Consider the following 18,283-nt stretch of genomic DNA (forward strand, 5'->3'; position numbering starts at 1 on the left):
CGCTTGGCACTGCACGGCAAAAACCGTTACCCGAGTCCGAGCAACGTCGCGAAGACGTACAGCGCCGCCAGGACGCCGAGCAGCACGAAGATGGCGTTCTCGAGTGACGGCGTCCCCTTCTCGACCGGCGGCAGCTCGTATTCGTCCACGACGCCGTCCGGGCCGACGTCATCGAGATCGTACTTCCAGTCGCTCATCGACGAGAATTGGTGGCGGGCGGGCAAAAGCTCACTGGCCGGTGACCGCACCAGCGAAGACGACACCGCGTTCGCCGTCGATCGTCACCGTCGTCCCGTCGGCGACCGAGGGGAGTTCGGCGCCGCTCACCATGGGCACGCCCACCTCGCGGGCGACCATCGCGGCGTAGCCGGTCATCCCGGACTTCGCGCTCACGATGCCGACCAGTTTCGAGACGTCGCCGTCGAACTCCTCGTCGAAGTCGTGGTCGAGCACGGCGATGGCACCGGTCGGGACCGCGGAGAGGTCACCGTCGTCCAATCTCGCGACGGGACCGGCGACCCGTCCGCCGACGACAGCTCGTCCGACCGCGAGCGTCTCCGCGGCGACGTGTACCTTGAGCGTATTCGCGGTGTCCTCGCCGTCGAGTTCGGTCATCATTCCGGACATCACCACCACCGTGTCGCCGCTCTCGACGATGCCGGCGTCGACACTCGCCTGAACGGATCGGTCGATGACGGAGGTGGCCGATCCACCCTCGATCGTCGCCAGCTGTGCGTTCACTCCCCAGACGAGTCCCATCTGTCGGCGGACGTCGTCCCGGGGCGTCGTCGCCACGACCGGGACGCCGGGGCGGAACTTGGCGACTTTCCGGGCGGTGTAGCCCGACTCGCTCGCCACGACCACGGCGCTCGCGTCGATGTCCCTCGCGAGATACCGGGCCGATCGCGCCACGGCCTCGGTCCGCGATTCGTCCTCCGCGGGCGGCACGCGCTGGTCCTGCAGTTCCTCGTATTCGGGACTCGATTCGATCTCTCGGACGATGCGGTCCATCGCCCGGACGACCTTGGCCGGGTGATCGCCGACGGCGGTCTCCGCGGAGAGCATCACCGCGTCGGTGCCGTCGAGGACGGCGTTGGCCACGTCCGAGGCCTCGGCGCGCGTCGGTCGGCCACGGTGGACCATCGAATCGAGCATCTCCGTCGCCGTGATGACGGGGGTGCCGGTCGCCTGGGCTCCCCTGATGATCCGTTTCTGGATGAGCGGGACGTCCTCCATCGGGAGCTCGACACCGAGGTCACCCCTGGCAACCATGACTCCCTGTGAGGCCTCGATGATCGCATCCCGGTTCTCGACCGCGCCGGCCCGCTCTATCTTCGCTACGACCGGGATGTCGGCGCCCAGCGATTCGAGGAACCCATTGACCGCGAGGACGTCATCGGCGTTCCGTACGAAACTCGCCGCGACGAAATCCACGTCCGTCTCGGCAGCCAGTTCGAGGTCCGCCCGGTCCTTCTCGGTGACGACGTCGAGGTCGAGGGCCACCCCGGGGACGTTGACTCCCTTGTGACTCGTCAGTTCACCGCCGACGTCGACCGTCGCGACGACGCGCTCTCCGTCGACGCGTTCGACGGTCGTCTCGATCCGACCGTCGTCAACGAGCACCCGGTCCCCGGGTTCGACCGTCGCGATACTCGTCGACAGCCCGATCCGTTCGTCAGTTACCGTCTCTCCCGGCTCGAAGTGGACCGTCTCGCCCGTCTGGAGGGTGACGGGGGCTTCGGTCTCGCCGGTCCGAATCTCCGGTCCCTGCAGATCCATCATCACTGCGAGCGGGTTCTCCGTCACCTCGTCTACCCGTTGTGCGCGGTCGATCAGGGTCGCCCGGTCCTCGCGAGTTCCGTGACTGGCGTTGATGCGCGCCACCGTCATCCCGGCGTCTGCGAGGTCCCGTATGGCGTCGACGGTGTTCGACGCCGGCCCCAGGGTGCAGACCACCTTCGCGTTTCGCATACCGCTGCTTTCGATGCCGTCACAAAAAACCCCGCCGTCGCTACCGGAGCCACTACAGTTACTACCGCTCCCGCATATGCTCTCGCAGATGCGCGAGCGCCGTCGGACCCTCTTCGTGACTTCGACCGCCCTCTTTTTCTCGGTGCTCATCTGGTTCAACTACTCCGCGGTCCTCCCCTTCGTCGTCGACGAGTGGGGACTCACGGGGACCGAGGCGGGGGTCATCTTCGGGGCGTTCCAGGCGGGCTATCTCGTGGCCATCCTTCCGGCAGGGTGGCTCTCGGATCGGTACTCCCCGCGCTGGATCATCGCGGTCGGTGCCACGGGAACGGCCGTCCCGAGTCTCGCGTTCGCGGCCATCGCGGACGGCTACCTGATCGGTGTCGTCCTCCGATTTTTCTCGGGACTCTTCGTCGCCGGGGTCTACGTCCCCGGGATGCGATTTCTCACGGACTGGTTTCCACCGGCGGTCCGTGGGCGGGCGCTCGGTCTCTACATCGGGACGTTCTCCGTCGGGAGCGGACTGACCTTCGTGTTCTCGACCGTGACGGCATCCGCCCTCGACTGGCGGGTCGCCATCGGGGTGACCAGCGTGGGTGCCCTGTTCGTCGCCCCACTCGTGCTGGGACTCACGCGGGACCCACCGGACCGCGACAGCAAACCGGCGGGATTCTCCCTCTCGGTGCTCGCCAACAGGGAGTACCGCTGGTCGGTGAGCATCTACGCCTGGCACAATTGGGAGCTCTTCGGCGTTCGCAACTGGCTCCTGGCGTTCCTCGTCGCTGCGCCGGCTTTCGCGGCCACCGGGTCGGCGGTCCTTCCGGGGGTCATCGTGGGTGCCATGATCGCCATGAGTGGCGTGGGGAACGTCGTCGGTGGGTACTCGAGCGACCGCGTGGGGCGGACGCGGACCATCGCCGTCGCCCTGGCCGCGAGCGCGCTGGTGAGCGCGTCCATGGGTTTCCTTGGCGACCTCCCGGTCGCGATACTGGCCGGCGTCGTCTTGCTGTACGGCGTCGTCCTGGCGATGGACTCGGCGCCGACCTCCACGCTCGTCACGGAGGTCGTCGAGGACGAGGTGGTGGGGACGGCCCTCGCTATCCAGTCGCTCGTCGGCTTCTCGACGACGGTCGTCTCCCCGGTCGTCTTCGGCCTCGCCCTCGACCGGGCGGGGTACGCGGTGGCGTTCTCCACGATGGCCGCCGGCGCGGTCCTCGGGCTGCTGTCGGTCGGGGGTCTCGTGCGATTGCGTCGAAAACGAGATGCGTCCGCGTGACGACCGAACGAATGTTCCGGGCGATTATCGGATCTTCGTTCCCGGTTCGGCGTCGTCGTGGGTGGTCAACAGATCGGCGTCCTCGCCGGCCGCGAGGATCATTCCGTTGGACTCCACACCGAACAGTTCGGCCTTCTCCAGGTTCGCCAGAAGGACGATGCGCGTTCCCGGGAGGGCCTCGACGTCGTGGAGTTGCCTGATGCCCGCGACGACCTGGCGTTCCTCGACGCCGATGTCGACCTCGAGTCGGACCAGTTTGTCCGCGCCCTCGATCGGTTCGGCCGCGAGTATCTCGCCGACGCGGATGTCGAGTTCCTGGAACTCCTCGAAGGAGATGCGTTCGTCTGCGATGGGTTCGAGTTCGGTCATTGGTTTGGACTCGTCGTCGTCCGTGGTATCGGTTTCGACATCATCGCCATCGGTAGAATCACCCGCTGCTTCGGCTGCTGCGGCGTCCGCTTCGGCGACGCGTTCTGCCAACTGCTCGTTCAGTTCGTCGACGGTCTCGTCTTCGATCTTCTCGAAAAGCTCGGTTGGCTCCCCGAAGGTCTCGGGTGGTGCCTCGAGACAGGCCTCGATGTGCTGGTCGTGGATGGTGCCGTCTTCCTCCAGTTGGGACCAGACGGTCTCGGCCTTTTCGGGGGTGAACGGCGCGAGCAACACGGCGATGGCCTTCACCAGCTGGACCGTATCGCGGATGACCCGTGCGGCCTGGTCGGGGTCCTCGTCGGTGAGCTTCCAGGGCTCGTTGCGCTGGATGTACTCGTTGCCGAACCGTGCCAGGTCGATGGCGGCGTCGCCGGCCCGTCGCAGCGAGTAGTCGTTGAGCGCGTCCTGGAACTCGGCCATCGCGTCTCGAATGGCGTCTTCGACCTCCTCGGAGACGTCGGCGTCGGGCGTTCCATCGTAGTTCCGGGTGGCGAAGAGCAACGCCCGGTAGACGAAGTTGCCCACGTCGTCGGCGAGTTCGGTGTTGACGCGTTCCTGGAACCGCTCCCAGGTGAAATCCACGTCCCGCTCGAAGCTCCCGGCGGTCGAGAGGTAGTAGCGGAGCAGGTCGGTCGAGAAACCGGTGTCGAGGTAGTCGTCGGCCCAGATGGCCCGGTTGCGACTGGTCGAGAACGCTCGCCCCTCCAGGTTGACGAATCCACTGGCCATCACGGCCCGGGGTTCGGCGTAGTCGGCGCCGTGCAGCATTGCCGGCCAGAAGACGGTGTGATGCTGGATGATGTCTCGGCCGATGACGTGGACGATCTCCCCGCCGCCGGAATCTCCGTCGCGCCAGACCGTCTCCCAGTCGTACTCCTCGGCACCCACGCGCTCCGTGTACTGCTTCGTCGAGGAGATGTACTCGATGGGCGCGTCGACCCAGACGTAGAGGACGAGGTCGTCTGCCTCCTCGTCGTCGCCCGGATAGTCGATGCCCCAGTCGAGGTCGCGGGTGATACACCAGTCCTGGAGGTCGCCCTCGATCCACTCCCGGGGCTGATTCTGGGCGTTCGAGGTCCCCTCGAGACGGTCGATGAATCCCTGGAGGTACTCCTGGAAGTCCGAGACGCGGAAGAACTTGTGCTCGCGGGTGCGGTACTCCGCCGGATTCCCGGTGAGCGTACTCTTCGGATCTTCTATCTCGCCGGGTTCGAGGTGTCGGCCACACCCCTCGTCGCACTCGTCGCCCCGTGCAGTCTCGCCGCAGTAGGGACAGGTCCCGACCACGTACCGGTCGGGGAGGGGCTGATCGTCGATGGGGTCCCAGGCGACTTCTATCTCCTTCTCGTAGATGTATCCGCGATCGTCCAGGGTTCGAACGATGTCGCGGGTGATTGCCGTGTTCGTCTCGTCGTGGGTGTTCCCGTAGTTGTCGAACTCGATGTCGAACTTCGGGAAGGTTTCCTCGTAGGTCTCGTGCCACTCGAGGGCGAATTCCTCGGGGGAGACCCCCTCCTGATCGGCGTTGACGGCGATTGGCGTTCCGTGCATGTCCGACCCGGAGACGAAGGCCGTCTGCTGGCCGATGGTCGCCAGTGCGCGCGAGAGGATGTCGCCGCTCACGTAGGTCCGCAGGTGGCCGACGTGCAGGTCGCCGTTGGCGTAGGGAAGCCCACAGGTCACCACAGCGGGTGATTCCGTGGGGAAGTCCTCGTGGCTCATGGTGTTCGGTGCCGTCTCCGAGCGGATAACGCTCGCGATTTCTGTGTTCGCATAGGTGGTGTGATGGAATCGACACGCCGGGATCGGCCTGCCGGTTGGTACGTAATGGCGTACTCCTCGCCCCGGGAAAAGAATTCCTTTCACGGATCCGAGGTGGTTCACCTAGTCGAGGACTTCGACGCCGCCGAAGAGGGTCAATCCGGTGATGACGAGTTGGGTCTCCCCACCGCCCGTCCGAAGACGCGTGTCCTCGCTGGCCCCGAAGAGCGTCAGGGTCTCCATCGAGACGGTCCAGTCCTCCGGTACCCGAACCTCGAGTCCGCCGAAGAGGGAGAGCGCCTCGATGACCGCGGGCGGCGATTCGACGGCCGCGTCGCGGAGATCGATCTCCGACCCGCCGAAGATGGAGACCACGGTCCCGCCCACGAAGGTCTCCGCTGTCACCCGCCGCTGGCTGCCACCGAAGATGGCCACCATGGAGAGGTCGTCGGCACTCCTCTCCTCGAGATGCAAGCGACGCCGCCGTGACCGACCGACGAGGACGAGCACCCCGAACAGGACGACGAACAGCGGCCACCAGCTACCGATCTGTGCGTCCGAGACGACCCCGAGGTTCCGTAACTGAAACGTGCCGGCGACGGCGACGATCATGACCGGACCGGTCACGTTACGGCCCCCGCTTTTCACGATGGCCCAGAGACCGAGCACCACGAAGAGGAGGGGGACCCACGACCACAGGGAGGCGGTCGGGAGGAGGTCCGTCGTCGATGCGAGCAGCAGGAGACCGAACAGGACGATGAGGAGGCCACTCACGAGGCGGCCGGTGGGACGACTGGCCATAGAGAGACGACGGCCGCCTGATATAAAATACTGGGCTCAGATGACGAACAAGGTCCCCTCGATGAGGCCGATGGTGACGAGGAGTCTGCCGACGCTCCCCGCGAACGCGGCGGCGGCGAACTTCACGTAATCGTCCTCGAGGATGGAGAAGGCGTACAGCGAGAGCGTGTCGGGGAAGAATGGCACCGACAATCCCATGGCCATACCCACGTATCCCCATCGCTTGACGAGGGCGACCATCTGTTTCTGGGACCACTCTTTCGGTCGGAATCCCAGTCGTCGCAACGACCTGATGACGATACCGGAGTGAGAGGCGTTGTGGCCGATGGCCAGGGCGAAGACGCTCCCGATAGCCTTGCCCAGTCCACTCACCACGATGACCACCACGACCTGCAGTTCGCCGGGGAACCCGAGGGCGAGGGTGTTCCCCGAACAGACGTAGCCGACCGGACAGAGGACCACCTCGCTCGGCAGTGGGAGGATAAAGGAGATGAGAACGGAGTACACGAAGATGAGGAACACGCCGCTCCAGCCACTGGCCGTTCGAATCGCGGCTTCGAACGGATCGAATCCCAGTGACTCGATGACGAGGACCAGGCTCACACGCCCTCATCTAGGATGGCCAGGCAAAACGATATCGTTCTCTTCTCCGGTGTCTCCGGTCTCACCGAGACTGGCGGTCCAGGTCGGACAGGAAGGCTTCGAGCATCTCCCGCGTCACGTGTGGCATCATCACGACGCGTACTTCGCCGGCTGCCGTCCGCGAGAGACGCCATCCTTCGTCCGTCAACGCCTCGAAGATTGCCGCTGGGAGATCGATGGCCACGATCGGATGGTGGGGTTCGACGACGTCGTAGCCACGGGTCTGCATCGCGTTCGCGAGCCACGTCGCGAGGGTCATCCCTCGTTCGTAGTTCTCACGGTAGCCGTCCGGCCACTGTTCGGTCAGGGCGGCGTGGGCACTCGCGACCCCGGCGCCGCTACGCGTCCCCGTGAGACTCGCCTGTCCAGCCGTCTCGAGGTACGGGGTGTCCACGGCGAGGGCGTCCAGGACGGACTCGTCGGTCGTGAGCAACCCGCCAGCCGGGATGGCGGCCTGTCCCATCTTGTGGGGGTCGATGGTCATCGTGTCGATGGCAGCGTCGCCGAAGTTCCACGCTTCGTCGGTGAACGGGAGGACGAAGCCGCCCCAGGCGGCGTCGACGTGGAACCGAGCGTCGGCGTCGTGTGCGACGTCGGCGAGCGCGGGAATCGGGTCCACCCGGCCGTACTCCGTCGTCCCGGCCACACCAACCACCAGGACGGTATCGCCGTCGACGAGTTCGGTGACGGCGTCGACGTCTGCGCGGTAGTCGCCGCCGACCGGTGCCAACCGGAGGTCGACGTCGAGGATGTCGGCTGCCTTCTGGAAGGAGAAGTGGACGCTCGCCGGACCGACGACGTTCGGATCGTCGGTATTCGCCAGATTTCTGGCGGCACGGACGGCCTGGATGTTGGCCTCGGTCCCTCCGGTCGTGACGTACCCCTTCGGATCTGGCAAGTCGACCAGTGTGCCGAGCATCTCGACGACCTCCCGTTCCAGTTCGGCCACGCCAGGATAGGTCTCTGGATCGCCGGGATTCGTCGCGAGAAACCGCATCGCGGCGTCGCGTGCCTCGGGGATGGGCTCGGTACACATCGAGGAGAGCACGCGTTCGAACGACTGGGGCTCGGGACGGGCGCCCATCTCGGGGGCGGTCATACCGGGAAAATGCAGTTCGTCTCGTTTAGCGATTGTGTTTGCGAGGCTACTCTCGAACCGCGTCGAGAATCAACCGCTGTTCGACCCGCTTGACCTCGTGCTGGACGTCGCGCACGGCGTCGATGTTGGCGGAGATAGAGGAGATGCCCTCTTCGGCCAGGAAACGAACCATCTCGGGTTTCGACCCGGCCTGTCCGCAGATGCTCGTGTCCACGTCGTGGTCGCGACAGATCGAAATGGTCTGTTCGATGAGGCGGAGAACGGCAGGGTGTAACTCGTCGAAGCGGTCGGAGACGTTGCCGTTGTTGCGGTCGACCGCGAGCGTGTACTGGGTGAGGTCGTTGGTCCCGAAGGAGGCGAAATCGATGCCCTCGGCGGCCATCTCCTCGATCATCATCGCACTCGCCGGCGTCTCGATCATCACGCCCCACGTGCGCTTTTCCGGATCGATCCCCACTTCGGTCATCAATTCGCGGGCCGCAGCCACGTCCCGCTCGTCGTTCACGAGTGGGAACATGATCTCGACGTTGTCGTAGCCCATCTCGTAGAGGCGTTTGAACGACTGTAGCTCGTGTTTGAACAGGCCGGGCTCGTCGAGTGACCGCCGGATGCCCCGATAGCCGAGCATCGGGTTGTGTTCGTGGGGTTCGTCTTCGCCGCCCTCGAGCTGGCGGAACTCGTCGGTCGGGGCGTCGAGTGTCCTGACCCGCACGGGTCGCGGGTAGAACTCGTCCGCCACGCCGCGGACGCCCTCGACGATCTCGTCGACGTAGGCCCGTTCGCCGTGGTCGGCGATGTACCGTTCGGGCGTCTTGTTCGTCGAGAGGATCATGTGTTCCAGGCGCAGCAGACCGACCCCGTCTGCGCCGGTCGCGGCGGCCCGTTCGGCGGCCTCTGGGATGGAGACGTTGACCTTGACCTCGGTCGCTGTCATCGGTTTCACCGGTGTCTTCGGTCGTGCTTCTTCGATCGGTTCGCGTTCGGTCACGGATTCGGGACGGCCCTCGGTGATGGCCCCTCGATCGCCGTCGATGGTGACGATCTGGTCGTCCTTGAGGAGGTCAGTGCCGTTCCCGCAACCGACGACGGCGGGGACACCGAGTTCGCGTGAGACGATCGCTGCGTGACTGGTCATTCCGCCTTCGTCGGTGATGATCCCGGCCGCTCGCTTCATCGCCGGGACCATGTCCGGGGTCGTCATCTCGGTGACGATGATGTCCCCCTCGCCGACCTTGTCTAGCTGGTCCAGTTTGTCGACGATGCGGACCGCACCCGAGGCGATGCCCGGACTGGCACCGAGGCCGGAGAGGAGTTCCTCGCCGTTACCGTCCTCGGAAACGGCCGCCTGGCTCTCATCGGTGATGGTGGTGATGGGACGCGACTGGAGCATGTACACGTCGCCGTCGACGATCGCCCATTCGACGTCCTGGGGGGTTCCATAGTGCTCTTCGACCCGCCGCCCGAGAGCGACGAGGTCGGCGAGTTCGTCGTCCGTGAGCACCCGTGCGGTTCGGTGGTCGTCGGGGACCTCTCGCTCGACGGTCTCTCCGGAGTCAGGGTCCCGCTCCATCATGATCTTCTTGTCGGCGATGGTCACGTCCTCGACGGCCTCGCTCTCGCGATCGACGACGTAGTTGTCGGGCGAGACGGATCCGGAGACGACGGCCTCTCCGAGCCCCCAGGCCGCCTCGACGATGACCTTGGGCGCCCCGGTCGAGGGGTGGCTGGTGAACATCACGCCGCTCTTCTCGGCGTCGACCATCTGCTGGACGACGACCGCGATGTTCACGACGTCGTGTTCGAAGCCCTTCTGCTGGCGGTAGTAGATGGCCCGCTGTGTGAACAGCGACGCCCAGCAGCGTTTCACCCTGTCGACGAGGTCGTCGCGCTCGACGTTCAAATACGTCTCCTGTTGGCCGGCGAAGCTCGCGTCCGGGAGGTCCTCAGCGGTCGCCGAGGACCGTACGGCGACGAATGCCTCGCCATCTCCCAGGGCGTCGTACGCGGACTCGATCTCCTCGTGGAGCTCGTCCGGCATCGGCGTCTCGAGGATGAGGCTCTTGGCGTGCGCCTCGGCCTCTGCGAGTGCCGCCGAATCCTCCGTGTCCACGTCGACGGACTCGAACAGTTCTTCGTCGATGCCCGTCTCCTCGATGAAGTCACGATACGTTCCTGCAGTCACGACGAACCCCGGCGGTACCGGGAGGCCTGCATCGGTCATCTCCCCGAGTGAGGCCCCTTTACCGCCGACGAGGTCGATGTCGTCGGCTCGGATATCTTCCAGCCAGCGTACAGCCATGTGGCATCCTAGATGACTGCAATCTCCATAAAGAAGGTTGCGCACGGCGAGTGACAAACATTGCCGCTACGGCCAGGCCGTGACGGGTGTTTTTTGTGACCTGCCTCCCATCCACCGCTATGGAATCACGACGCGCACTCGCGTGGTCCGCCCGGTATTTCCTGATCAGTGCGGTTTTCGCGCTCGTCGGCGCGGTGCTGGTCGGCGTCGGTGTGGGGTACGGAGGGCTACAGGCGTGGAGTATCTACCAGCAGACGGGGGACGCGTTGGGGGCAACCCAGGGTGTCGCGGTCTATCTCGCGCTCGCGCTCGTCGGCATCCTCGTGTGGCGTTTCGGGAAGGCGTTCGCCCTCTACGCGACCCTGACCGGCGCCGTCGAGGAGCAACTCGGTGACACGTTCGACACCGAACACGTGAAAAGCGACATCGTCGCCATCCTCGACGACCGTCTCGCCGACATGCAACAGGACCTCCAGTCGGTCAACCGCGAGATCCGTGACGTGAAAAACGAATCCGAGTTCGAGTTTCAGCGCGAGTAGGTGGCGCGCCGCCGTTTTCAGCTCACTTCGAGGATGTCGTCGCCGTCCGGTTCCGGAACGATCAGCTCGCCGTCGAGCGCCGTCGTCGCCGTCCCACCCACACGAACGGTCTCGCCCACGCGAACCCGCACGCGTCCGGGCCGGTCGATGAAATCGCCCTGTTCGAACCGGAGTTCCTCGGGCATCCCGTCGGCAACACTGACGTCGCTACCGCCCGGTGCCGACCCGCCGCCGTCGAAGGCACCGACGTATCGAAGGTACGCGCCGGTCGCACCGCTCGCCGTTCCCGTCACCGGATCCTCGGAGACCCCGGCGCCGGGGACGAAGGCCCGACCGTGCACGGTCGAATTCGATTCGAGCGTATCGAAGGTGAACGCGTAGACACCGACCGCGTCCACCCGCGCTGCCAGCGCGTCGACCGCCCCGTCGTCGGGGTCCGCCCGCCCGAGTTCTTCGAGGAAGTTGACCGGGACGACGAGGAATGGCAACCCGGTACTGGTGACCGCGAGTGGTAGGTCGTCACGGACCGCTTCGATGGCCTCGGCACGGATGCCCAACGCCGACGCGACCTCGGCCGTGTCCAGATCCACCGTTCGAACCGTTGGCTCGGATTGGGTCATCCAGGCCGTCCCGTCCTCCTCGACAGCCACGTCGAGGACGCCGACGTTCGTCTCGATGGTGAACTCGCCGGTGACCGTGCCCCGCTCCGCGAGGTGGACGAGGCTCGCGATGGTCGCGTGCCCACAGAGGTCGACCTCCGTGGTCGGCGTGAAGTAGCGAAGCCGCCTGTCAGCCCGAGTCGAAGGGTGGACGAACGCCGTCTCGCTCGCGCCGATTTCACTCGCGATGGCCTGCATCTGGCCGTCGTCCAGTCCCTCGGCATCCGGGACGACGCCCGCGGGATTCCCGGCGTAGGGTTCGTCGGTGAACGCGTCGACGATGAGCCCCCGTATCTCGTTCATGGGCAGTTTGTTCGGCGGAACCGTGTTGAACCCATCGAGTTGGGTGACGTACAGGTACATACTATATAGTCCATGTGTGTACTCTCAGATGGTGGCGAATACAACAATAGCTAAGTAGGTTCGGAATCCGGGTCAACATGGGTGTCAGAGGCACGGTCCGGTCGGAACTCCTCCCCTCCCACCGCACTCCCCCATCGTCTCCGGCCGCCCGTCCGACGCACCCATTTTGTATTCCCCCGTCTCCTCTTTGGCACAGCGAACGAGGAGTTGCCAGAACCCGTCGGATGGGGCGGATGTCAAAGCAGTTAATGCGAGTCGTGGCGTTGGTCGAGCGTGGTGACCGAGCATGTCTGATCTCCCGGATGAGTTCTCCTGCACTGTCACGAACTGGGAGTACATCTACGGCCTCGCGCGGGACGTAAGCGACCAGGTGAAAGCGGCCGACTTCGAACCCGACGTCATCGTGGCACTGGCCCGCGGTGGCTGGTTCGCGGGCCGCGTCCTGTGTGACTTCCTCGGCCTCGACGATCTGACCAGTCTGAAGATGGAACACTACGTGGGGACCGCCGAACAGAGCGGATCGCCGGAGATTCGCTATCCGATGCCAGAAGGGTCGGTCGAGGGCAAGGACGTCCTGATCGTCGACGACATCGCAGACACCGGCGGGTCCATCGAACGGGCCTACGAGTACGTGACCGACCGGGACGCGGGCGAGGTCCAGACCGCGACTCTGCAGTTACTGCAGACCAGCGAGTTCGAACCGGATTTCGTCGGCGAACGCCTCGAACAGTGGGCCTGGATCGTCTACCCCTGGAACTTCATCGAGGACATGGTCGACCTCATCAGCGGGGTCATGGCGAAGGCCGACGACCCGCCGTACACCAGAGACGATATCCGACACCTCCTCACGGCGTATCACGACGTCGAACGTATCGAGATGGAGATCGCACAACCCGACCGTCTCGGCGAAGTCCTCGACGAGATGGAACGGCGCGACGTGGTCGAACGAGTCGAACCGGACGCCTGGGCACCGCAAGCCGACTGACCGGTATCTGGCCCATCCGTACCGACACAGGCACCCGAACGGAATCATTTTCCCGCCCGTCCCGACAACTAGCGGTATGCTCGGGTTCATCGGTGGCAGCGGCATCTACGACGCCCTGCCCCTCCAGAACGTCCGCGAAGAGACCGTCGAAACGCCCTACGGGTCGCCGAGTGCGCCGGTGACCATCGGCGAGTTCGAGGATACCGGCACCGACGTCGCGTTCATCCCGCGTCACGGGAAGGACCACCAGTACTCCCCCACCGACGTTCCCTACCGGGCGAATATCTACGCGCTCAAGCACCTCGGTGTCGAGCGGGTTCTCGCCAGCAACGCGGTCGGCAGCCTCCGTGAGGACCTCCCCCCGCGGAGTCTCGTCGTCCCGGACCAGACCTTCGACCGGACCCGGCACCGCGAGCAGACGTTCTTCGGCGATGGCATCGTGGTTCATCAGTCACAGCCGGACCCATTCTGTCCGCACCTCTCCGGAATCCTCGCCGATGCAGCCCGGGAGGCCACGGATGCCCACGTCGAGGAGGGTGGCACGTACGTCTGTATCGAGGGACCACATTTCTCCACGCGCGCGGAGAGCGAGTTCTACCGCGATCAGGGGTGGGACGTCATCGGGATGACCGCCGTCCCGGAGGCCAAACTCGCCCGCGAAGCCGAACTCTGCTATGCGACCGTCACCGGCATCACCGATTACGACGTCTGGAACGAGGACAGCGAGGTTACCCTCGAGGAGGTGCTGGAGAACGCTGCTCACAACGAGGATCTGATCAAGCGAACCGTCGAAGCCGCGATCCGAAGCATGCCAGAGGGACGTGAGTGCGGGTGTGAGACGGCACTCGAGGGATCGATCAACACGCCGAAAGCTGCCGTCCCCGAGGAGACCCTGGACCGGGTCTCGCTTTTCGTCGACGACTACCTCTGAGGCTGGCCGGATTCGTTCCCGTCCGCCTCGTCGGTCTCGTCGTCCGCTCCGTCTCCGTTCGTCATCGCCTTCTGGCCGTCGTCCTCGGCGGCGGTCCCGTCGCCGAACGCCACGTCCGGGTCCGCCTCCGGGTCGATGATCCAGAGGTCGCCGAAGAGGTCGTCCTGCTGGAGGTAGACGTCGCCCCGGTGGGAGAGGAACAACAGGGCGAGAAACGACTCGATACGCGTCCCCGCGGCGTCGGCGATCTCCTCGAAGAGGACCTCCGTTCGCCCCTTCTGATAGGCCAGCTCCAGTTGCGACCAGACGGCTTCGATGAGGGCGTCGATGTCCTCCTGGTGGGTCGTTCCGGTGACGTCGTCCGTATCCGGTTCGCCCTCCATCCGCATGTCGTCACCCGAGCGGTAATCGAGGGTCTGGACCCCGCGACTGAACCCACTCGGGGACTCGCTCGTGTCGTAGGAGCGTGACTCCTTCCACCAGGTCCCCCGCTCGGCCTTCCGAAGGTCCCTGACGAGTTCGTCCAGGGTCATCGGGGTGCCGCGCGCAGTCTTGCGGTCGAGTCGCCGCTCCATCTCGTTCTCGAGTGCCGCGATGGGGTCACCGGCGGGCCCGTCGAAGGCGTCGTCGTCCCAGCCCTCTTCCCAGGGCGGGGCCGGCTCCATCTCGTCGTCCGTTTCAGCTTCCTCGTCGTCGTCCGACAGCATCACGTCGCTTTTCATCCGGAGGAGGACGCTCGCGTAGAACAGAGCTCGTCCAGACGTCCGGAGGTCCCCGTCGTCCAGGGCCGCGAGGAACTCGTCGGTCACCGTGACGATGTCGACGTCCCAGGGATCGATGTCCCCCTGTTTCGCCAGTTGCACCAGTAGTTCGACGGGTTCGACGTCGCCGTCGTCCTCGTTCGTGGGATCGGGATCCGGGGGTCTGGCCACGTCGACGCCGTCAGTCATCGGCGATCAGCTCCCGCTGGGCGGCCAGATCGATACCAGTGACGGCGCTGACGTTCTCGTCTTGCATGGTCACGCCGATGGCCCGCTCGGAGCGCTCGAGCATCGCCGAGCGGTGGGAGACGACGACGAACTGGGCCTCCGTGGCGAGTTCGTCGACCATCTCGCCGACTCGTTCCGCGTTCGCGGCGTCGAGGAACGCGTCGACCTCGTCGAGGGCGTAGAACGGTGCCGGATTGAACCGCTGGATGGCGAAGATAAAGGCGAGGGCGGTGAGGGACTTCTCGCCGCCGGACATCGCGTCCAGGCGCTGGATGGGTTTATCACCCGGCTGGGCACGCATGGTGAGGCCTCCATCGAATGGGTCGGCCGGATTCTCGAGGACGAGTTCGCCGGTCCCGTCGGAGAGGCGCTGGAAGATGTCCTCGAACTGCTCGTTGATGGCCTCGTAGGCCTCCATGAACGTCTCCTTTTTCAGCCGGTCGTACTTCTCGATGCGCTCCTGGATGGCGTCCCGTTCCGCCACGAGTTCGTCTTTGCGGCCCTCGAGATCCTCGAGTTTCGACTGGACGCGGTCGTAATCCTCGATGGCCTTCATGTTCACCGGCTCGAGTTCGGCCATCTGGGTCTCGAGGCGTCGGATGTTCCGTTCGACCTCCTCGAGGTCGGGGATCTCCTCGGGGTCGTACTCCTCGACCGTCTCTGAGAGCTCCTCGATCTCCTCCTCGAGACGGTCTCTGGCCCGTTTCAGGCTCTCCAGGCGGTTGGAGACCCGCTCGACCTCCTGTTGTTTCTCGTCGCGGTGACCCTTGGCCTCCTTGAGCTCGGATTTCAGCCCCTCGCGGTCGTCTTTGAGCTCAGCCAGTTCTTCTTCGAGTTCCGCGACCGCCTCGCGCTTCTCCTCGAGGAGTCCCTCGTTCTCCTCGATCTCGGCTTCCAGTTCTTCGATACGCTCCTGCTGGGCCGCCTTCTTGTTCTGAGCGGCCTCGACGTCGTCGTGCAGTTCGTCGACGGCCTCCTCGGCGTACTGCTTTTCGAGGTTGAGGCTGTTGAGGTCGCCGTCGATGTCGTCCATCCGGGATTCGATGTCGTCGATCGCCGCCTGGATCTCCTCGCGTTTCGCCGCGAGTTCGGGCACCCGCGAGTCGGCCAGTTCGGCCTCTATCTCCTCGATCTCGGCCTGGATGGATTCGATCTCGTCGCTCTTCTCGGCGATGTCCGCGTCGAGGTCCTGCATCTGCTCGTCGACGTCCTCTCGTTCGGTTTCGAGCCGTTCGATACGGGACTCCATGGCCTCGATGCGGTCCTCGGCGTCCTCGCGTTCGCCCTGGATGCGTTCGATATCCGACTCGAGATCCCGGACCTGGTCGGCCGCGGCGGCACGCTTCTCGCGGGCGTCTTCCAGGCGACCCTCGATGGCGCGAACGTCCTCGCGGATGTCCGCCCGTTTGTCCTCGAGACGCTGGATGCGTTCGGCGACCCGTTCGAGTTGCCCCTTCCCGGTCTTCGAGAAGGAGTATCGCGAGCCAGATCGGCTCCCGCCGGTCATCGCACCGCTTTTCTCGATGAGGTCGCCATCGAGTGTGACGAGTCGCCGGTCGCCCATCAGCGAGCGGGCGGTGTCCAGGTCCTCGACGACCAGGGTGTCGCCGAGCACGTACGAGAAGACGGCGACGTACTGCTCGTCGAAGTCGACGAGGTTGTAGGCGTAGTCGACGACGCCCGGTTCGTTCGGCGCGCTCGGGAGCGAGCGCTCGTACATCTCGGTCAACGGCAGGAACGTCGCCCGGCCTGCATTGCGCGATTTGAGGTAGTCGATGCACTGCTGGCCGACGCCGTCGTCGTCGACCACGACGTTCGCCATGCGGCCCCCGGCGGCCGTCTCGCAGGCTGTCGCGTAGCGTTCTTCCACGCCGCCGAGTTGGCCGACGGTCCCGTGGACGCCGTCGAAGCCCGCGTTCAGGACCGTCGTGACGGCTCTGCCATAGGAACTGTCGCCGTTCTCGTCGGCCCGTGCCTCGATCCGGGCGTACTCCTCGCGGGCCGCGCCAAGGTCGTCTTCGACGTCGTCGAGGTCGTCCTGTCGCTCGGTCTTCTCCCGTTTCAGGTCCTCGACGACCGCCGCGATCTGGCTCTCGTTCTCCTGTGCCTTCTCCAGTTCCGTGCGCAGGTCCTCGATGCGTGAATCGAGTTCGCTGATGGTCTCCTCGGCGTCCTCGACGTTCGACCTCGCCTGCTCGATGTCGTTCGACCGCCGTCGGGCTTCGTCGATGAGCCGGTCCTTCTCGCGCTGGAGGTCGTTCCGGGCGCTCTTGGCCGCCTCGAGTGCCTCCTTCTCCTCCTCGAGGGCGTCTTTCAGTTCGTCGTACTCCGTGTCGATGTCGTCGATCTCGCGCTGGACTGCTTCGAGGTCGGTCTGCTTCTCCTGTTTTTCGGTCGCGAGCGAGGACTTCTCGACTTTCTTCTCGCGGATCTCCGCCTCGAGGTCTTCGATCTTCTCTTGCTTGCGGTCGATCTGGACGAAGGCCTGCCGACGGGTCTGTTCGGCCTCCTCGATGCGCTCTTCGGCACCGTCGATCTGGTCCTCCAGTCGGGAGATCTCGCCTTTCACCTCCTCTATCTCGCGCTTTATCGCGAGTTGTTCGTCCTCGCCTTTCCGTTCGATCTCGGCGTTGAGGTCCTCCAGGTCCTCCTCGAGTCGCAGGACCTCGCCCCGTCGCTCGTCGAGTTCGGCTTTCAGCTCCTCGAGTTCCGCCGACCGTTCCTCGATGTCGGCCTCTGTGGCCGTCAGGTCCTCCTGTCGCTCCTCGAGCTCAGCTGCCTTCTGGAACCCCTCGTATTCGCGTTTCTCGTCGCGGAGGCCCTGGTATTCGAGGGCGGTCTCGCGTTCGTCCTCGAGCTGATCGAGCCGTTCGTGTTTCTCCTCGATGCGTAGTTCGGCTTCGTCGATCCGCTCGCGAACGACGTCCAGCTCTTCGAAGGCGTCGGCCTTCTTCTGGTCGAACTCGGCCACGCCGGCGATCTCGTCGATGATCTCGCGCCGTTCGTGGGGTGTCATCTGGATGATACCCGTCACGTCGCCCTGCATCACGACGTTGTAGCCCTCGGGTGCGACGCCCGCCTGCGCGAGCAACTCGGTGATGTCCGAGAGGTTGACCGACCGTCCGTTGAGGTAGTAATAAGAGTAGTAGTTGTCCTCGGTGCGTTTGACCCGACGTTTCACCCGGATGCGGTCGACGTCACCCACGTCGTCCGTGCCGGCCGCGTTGACGACCTGCGTCCGGGAGAGCGTCCGATCCTCGTTGTTGAGGATGACCTCGACGTTGGCCTCCTTCGGACCGGTGACCTCGCCCTCCTCGTGACTCGGGTTGTAGATCAGGTCCGTGAGCTTCTCCGCGCGCATTCCCCTGGTGCGGGCGAGGCCAAGGGCGAACAGGATGGCGTCGATGATGTTGGACTTCCCGGACCCGTTCGGTCCACTGATCGTGGTGAAGTCTTCGTAAAACGGGATCTTGGTGGTCCGTCCAAAGCTCTTGAAGTTGTCGAGGACGATCTCGTCTATGTACATTGGGAGAGGGCGC

The 18,283-nt window shown here is 65.0% G+C and carries 14 protein-coding genes; 4 read left to right on the forward strand and 10 right to left on the reverse strand.

Annotation, left to right across the window (positions count from 1 at the left end; translation table 11 throughout):
- Positions 1-26 precede the first annotated feature (26 nt).
- Both HSRCO_RS04910 and pyk read right to left on the reverse strand, forming a co-directional pair.
- Positions 27-197, reverse strand: a complete 171-nt coding sequence (locus tag HSRCO_RS04910; RefSeq protein ID WP_259519307.1) for a hypothetical protein — start codon at positions 195-197, stop codon at positions 27-29.
- Between the two features lie 31 nt (positions 198-228).
- Entirely contained in the window at positions 229-1,971 is a 1,743-nt protein-coding gene (gene pyk, locus HSRCO_RS04915; protein ID WP_259519309.1) for a pyruvate kinase, read from the reverse strand.
- A 13-nt stretch (positions 1,972-1,984) separates the two neighbouring features.
- Here pyk and HSRCO_RS04920 point away from each other — a divergent pair, with 13 nt between their 5' ends.
- Positions 1,985-3,247, forward strand: a complete 1,263-nt coding sequence (locus HSRCO_RS04920; RefSeq protein ID WP_259519310.1) for an MFS transporter — start codon at positions 1,985-1,987, stop codon at positions 3,245-3,247.
- A gap of 24 nt (positions 3,248-3,271) precedes the next feature.
- Here HSRCO_RS04920 and metG read toward each other — a convergent pair whose 3' ends face one another.
- From metG to ppsA, 5 genes are all read right to left on the reverse strand, one after another.
- A complete protein-coding gene (metG, locus tag HSRCO_RS04925) occupies positions 3,272-5,398 on the reverse strand; it encodes a methionine--tRNA ligase (RefSeq protein ID WP_259519312.1) in 2,127 nt (708 codons plus the stop codon).
- Positions 5,399-5,560: 162 nt separating this feature from the next.
- Positions 5,561-6,238 carry a cell wall-active antibiotics response protein gene (locus tag HSRCO_RS04930; protein ID WP_259519314.1) on the reverse strand — a complete coding sequence of 226 codons (678 nt, stop codon included), beginning with the start codon at positions 6,236-6,238 and terminating at the stop codon, positions 5,561-5,563.
- 36 nt (positions 6,239-6,274) lie between these two features.
- Positions 6,275-6,841, reverse strand: coding sequence for a YqaA family protein (locus HSRCO_RS04935; protein ID WP_259519315.1), 567 nt, complete (start codon positions 6,839-6,841; stop codon positions 6,275-6,277).
- Positions 6,842-6,902: 61 nt separating this feature from the next.
- Entirely contained in the window at positions 6,903-7,979 is a 1,077-nt protein-coding gene (mfnA, locus tag HSRCO_RS04940; protein ID WP_259519317.1) for a tyrosine decarboxylase MfnA, read from the reverse strand.
- 46 nt (positions 7,980-8,025) lie between these two features.
- Entirely contained in the window at positions 8,026-10,278 is a 2,253-nt protein-coding gene (gene ppsA / locus HSRCO_RS04945) for a phosphoenolpyruvate synthase (RefSeq protein WP_259519318.1), read from the reverse strand.
- A 119-nt stretch (positions 10,279-10,397) separates the two neighbouring features.
- Here ppsA and HSRCO_RS04950 point away from each other — a divergent pair, with 119 nt between their 5' ends.
- On the forward strand, positions 10,398-10,817 hold the full coding sequence (locus tag HSRCO_RS04950) for a hypothetical protein (RefSeq protein ID WP_259519319.1): 420 nt from the start codon (positions 10,398-10,400) through the stop codon (positions 10,815-10,817).
- Between the two features lie 17 nt (positions 10,818-10,834).
- Here the strand turns inward: HSRCO_RS04950 and HSRCO_RS04955 are convergent, their stop codons facing one another.
- Positions 10,835-11,779 (reverse strand): PhzF family phenazine biosynthesis protein, encoded by a 945-nt coding sequence (locus tag HSRCO_RS04955; protein WP_259519773.1) that lies wholly within the window; start codon positions 11,777-11,779, stop codon positions 10,835-10,837.
- 346 nt (positions 11,780-12,125) lie between these two features.
- On the opposite strand from HSRCO_RS04955, the gene HSRCO_RS04960 reads away from it, so the two are divergent.
- Together HSRCO_RS04960 and mtnP are read left to right on the forward strand one after the other, a co-directional pair.
- The gene (locus tag HSRCO_RS04960; RefSeq protein WP_259519320.1) at positions 12,126-12,824 is read left to right on the forward strand and encodes a phosphoribosyltransferase; all 699 of its coding nucleotides are present in this window, start codon (positions 12,126-12,128) and stop codon (positions 12,822-12,824) included.
- 76 nt (positions 12,825-12,900) lie between these two features.
- The gene (gene mtnP / locus HSRCO_RS04965; protein ID WP_259519321.1) at positions 12,901-13,755 is read left to right on the forward strand and encodes an S-methyl-5'-thioadenosine phosphorylase; all 855 of its coding nucleotides are present in this window, start codon (positions 12,901-12,903) and stop codon (positions 13,753-13,755) included.
- Here mtnP and HSRCO_RS04970 read toward each other — a convergent pair.
- Together HSRCO_RS04970 and smc are read right to left on the reverse strand one after the other, a co-directional pair.
- On the reverse strand, positions 13,746-14,705 hold the full coding sequence (locus HSRCO_RS04970; protein ID WP_259519322.1) for a ScpA family protein: 960 nt from the start codon (positions 14,703-14,705) through the stop codon (positions 13,746-13,748). The genes mtnP and HSRCO_RS04970 overlap by 10 nt on opposite strands.
- On the reverse strand, positions 14,698-18,270 hold the full coding sequence (smc, locus tag HSRCO_RS04975) for a chromosome segregation protein SMC (protein WP_259519323.1): 3,573 nt from the start codon (positions 18,268-18,270) through the stop codon (positions 14,698-14,700). The genes HSRCO_RS04970 and smc overlap by 8 nt, the downstream gene beginning before the upstream one ends.
- Positions 18,271-18,283 lie beyond the last annotated feature (13 nt).

The sequence above is a fragment of the Halanaeroarchaeum sp. HSR-CO genome, assembly GCF_024972755.1.
GTDB lineage: Archaea > Halobacteriota > Halobacteria > Halobacteriales > Halobacteriaceae > Halanaeroarchaeum.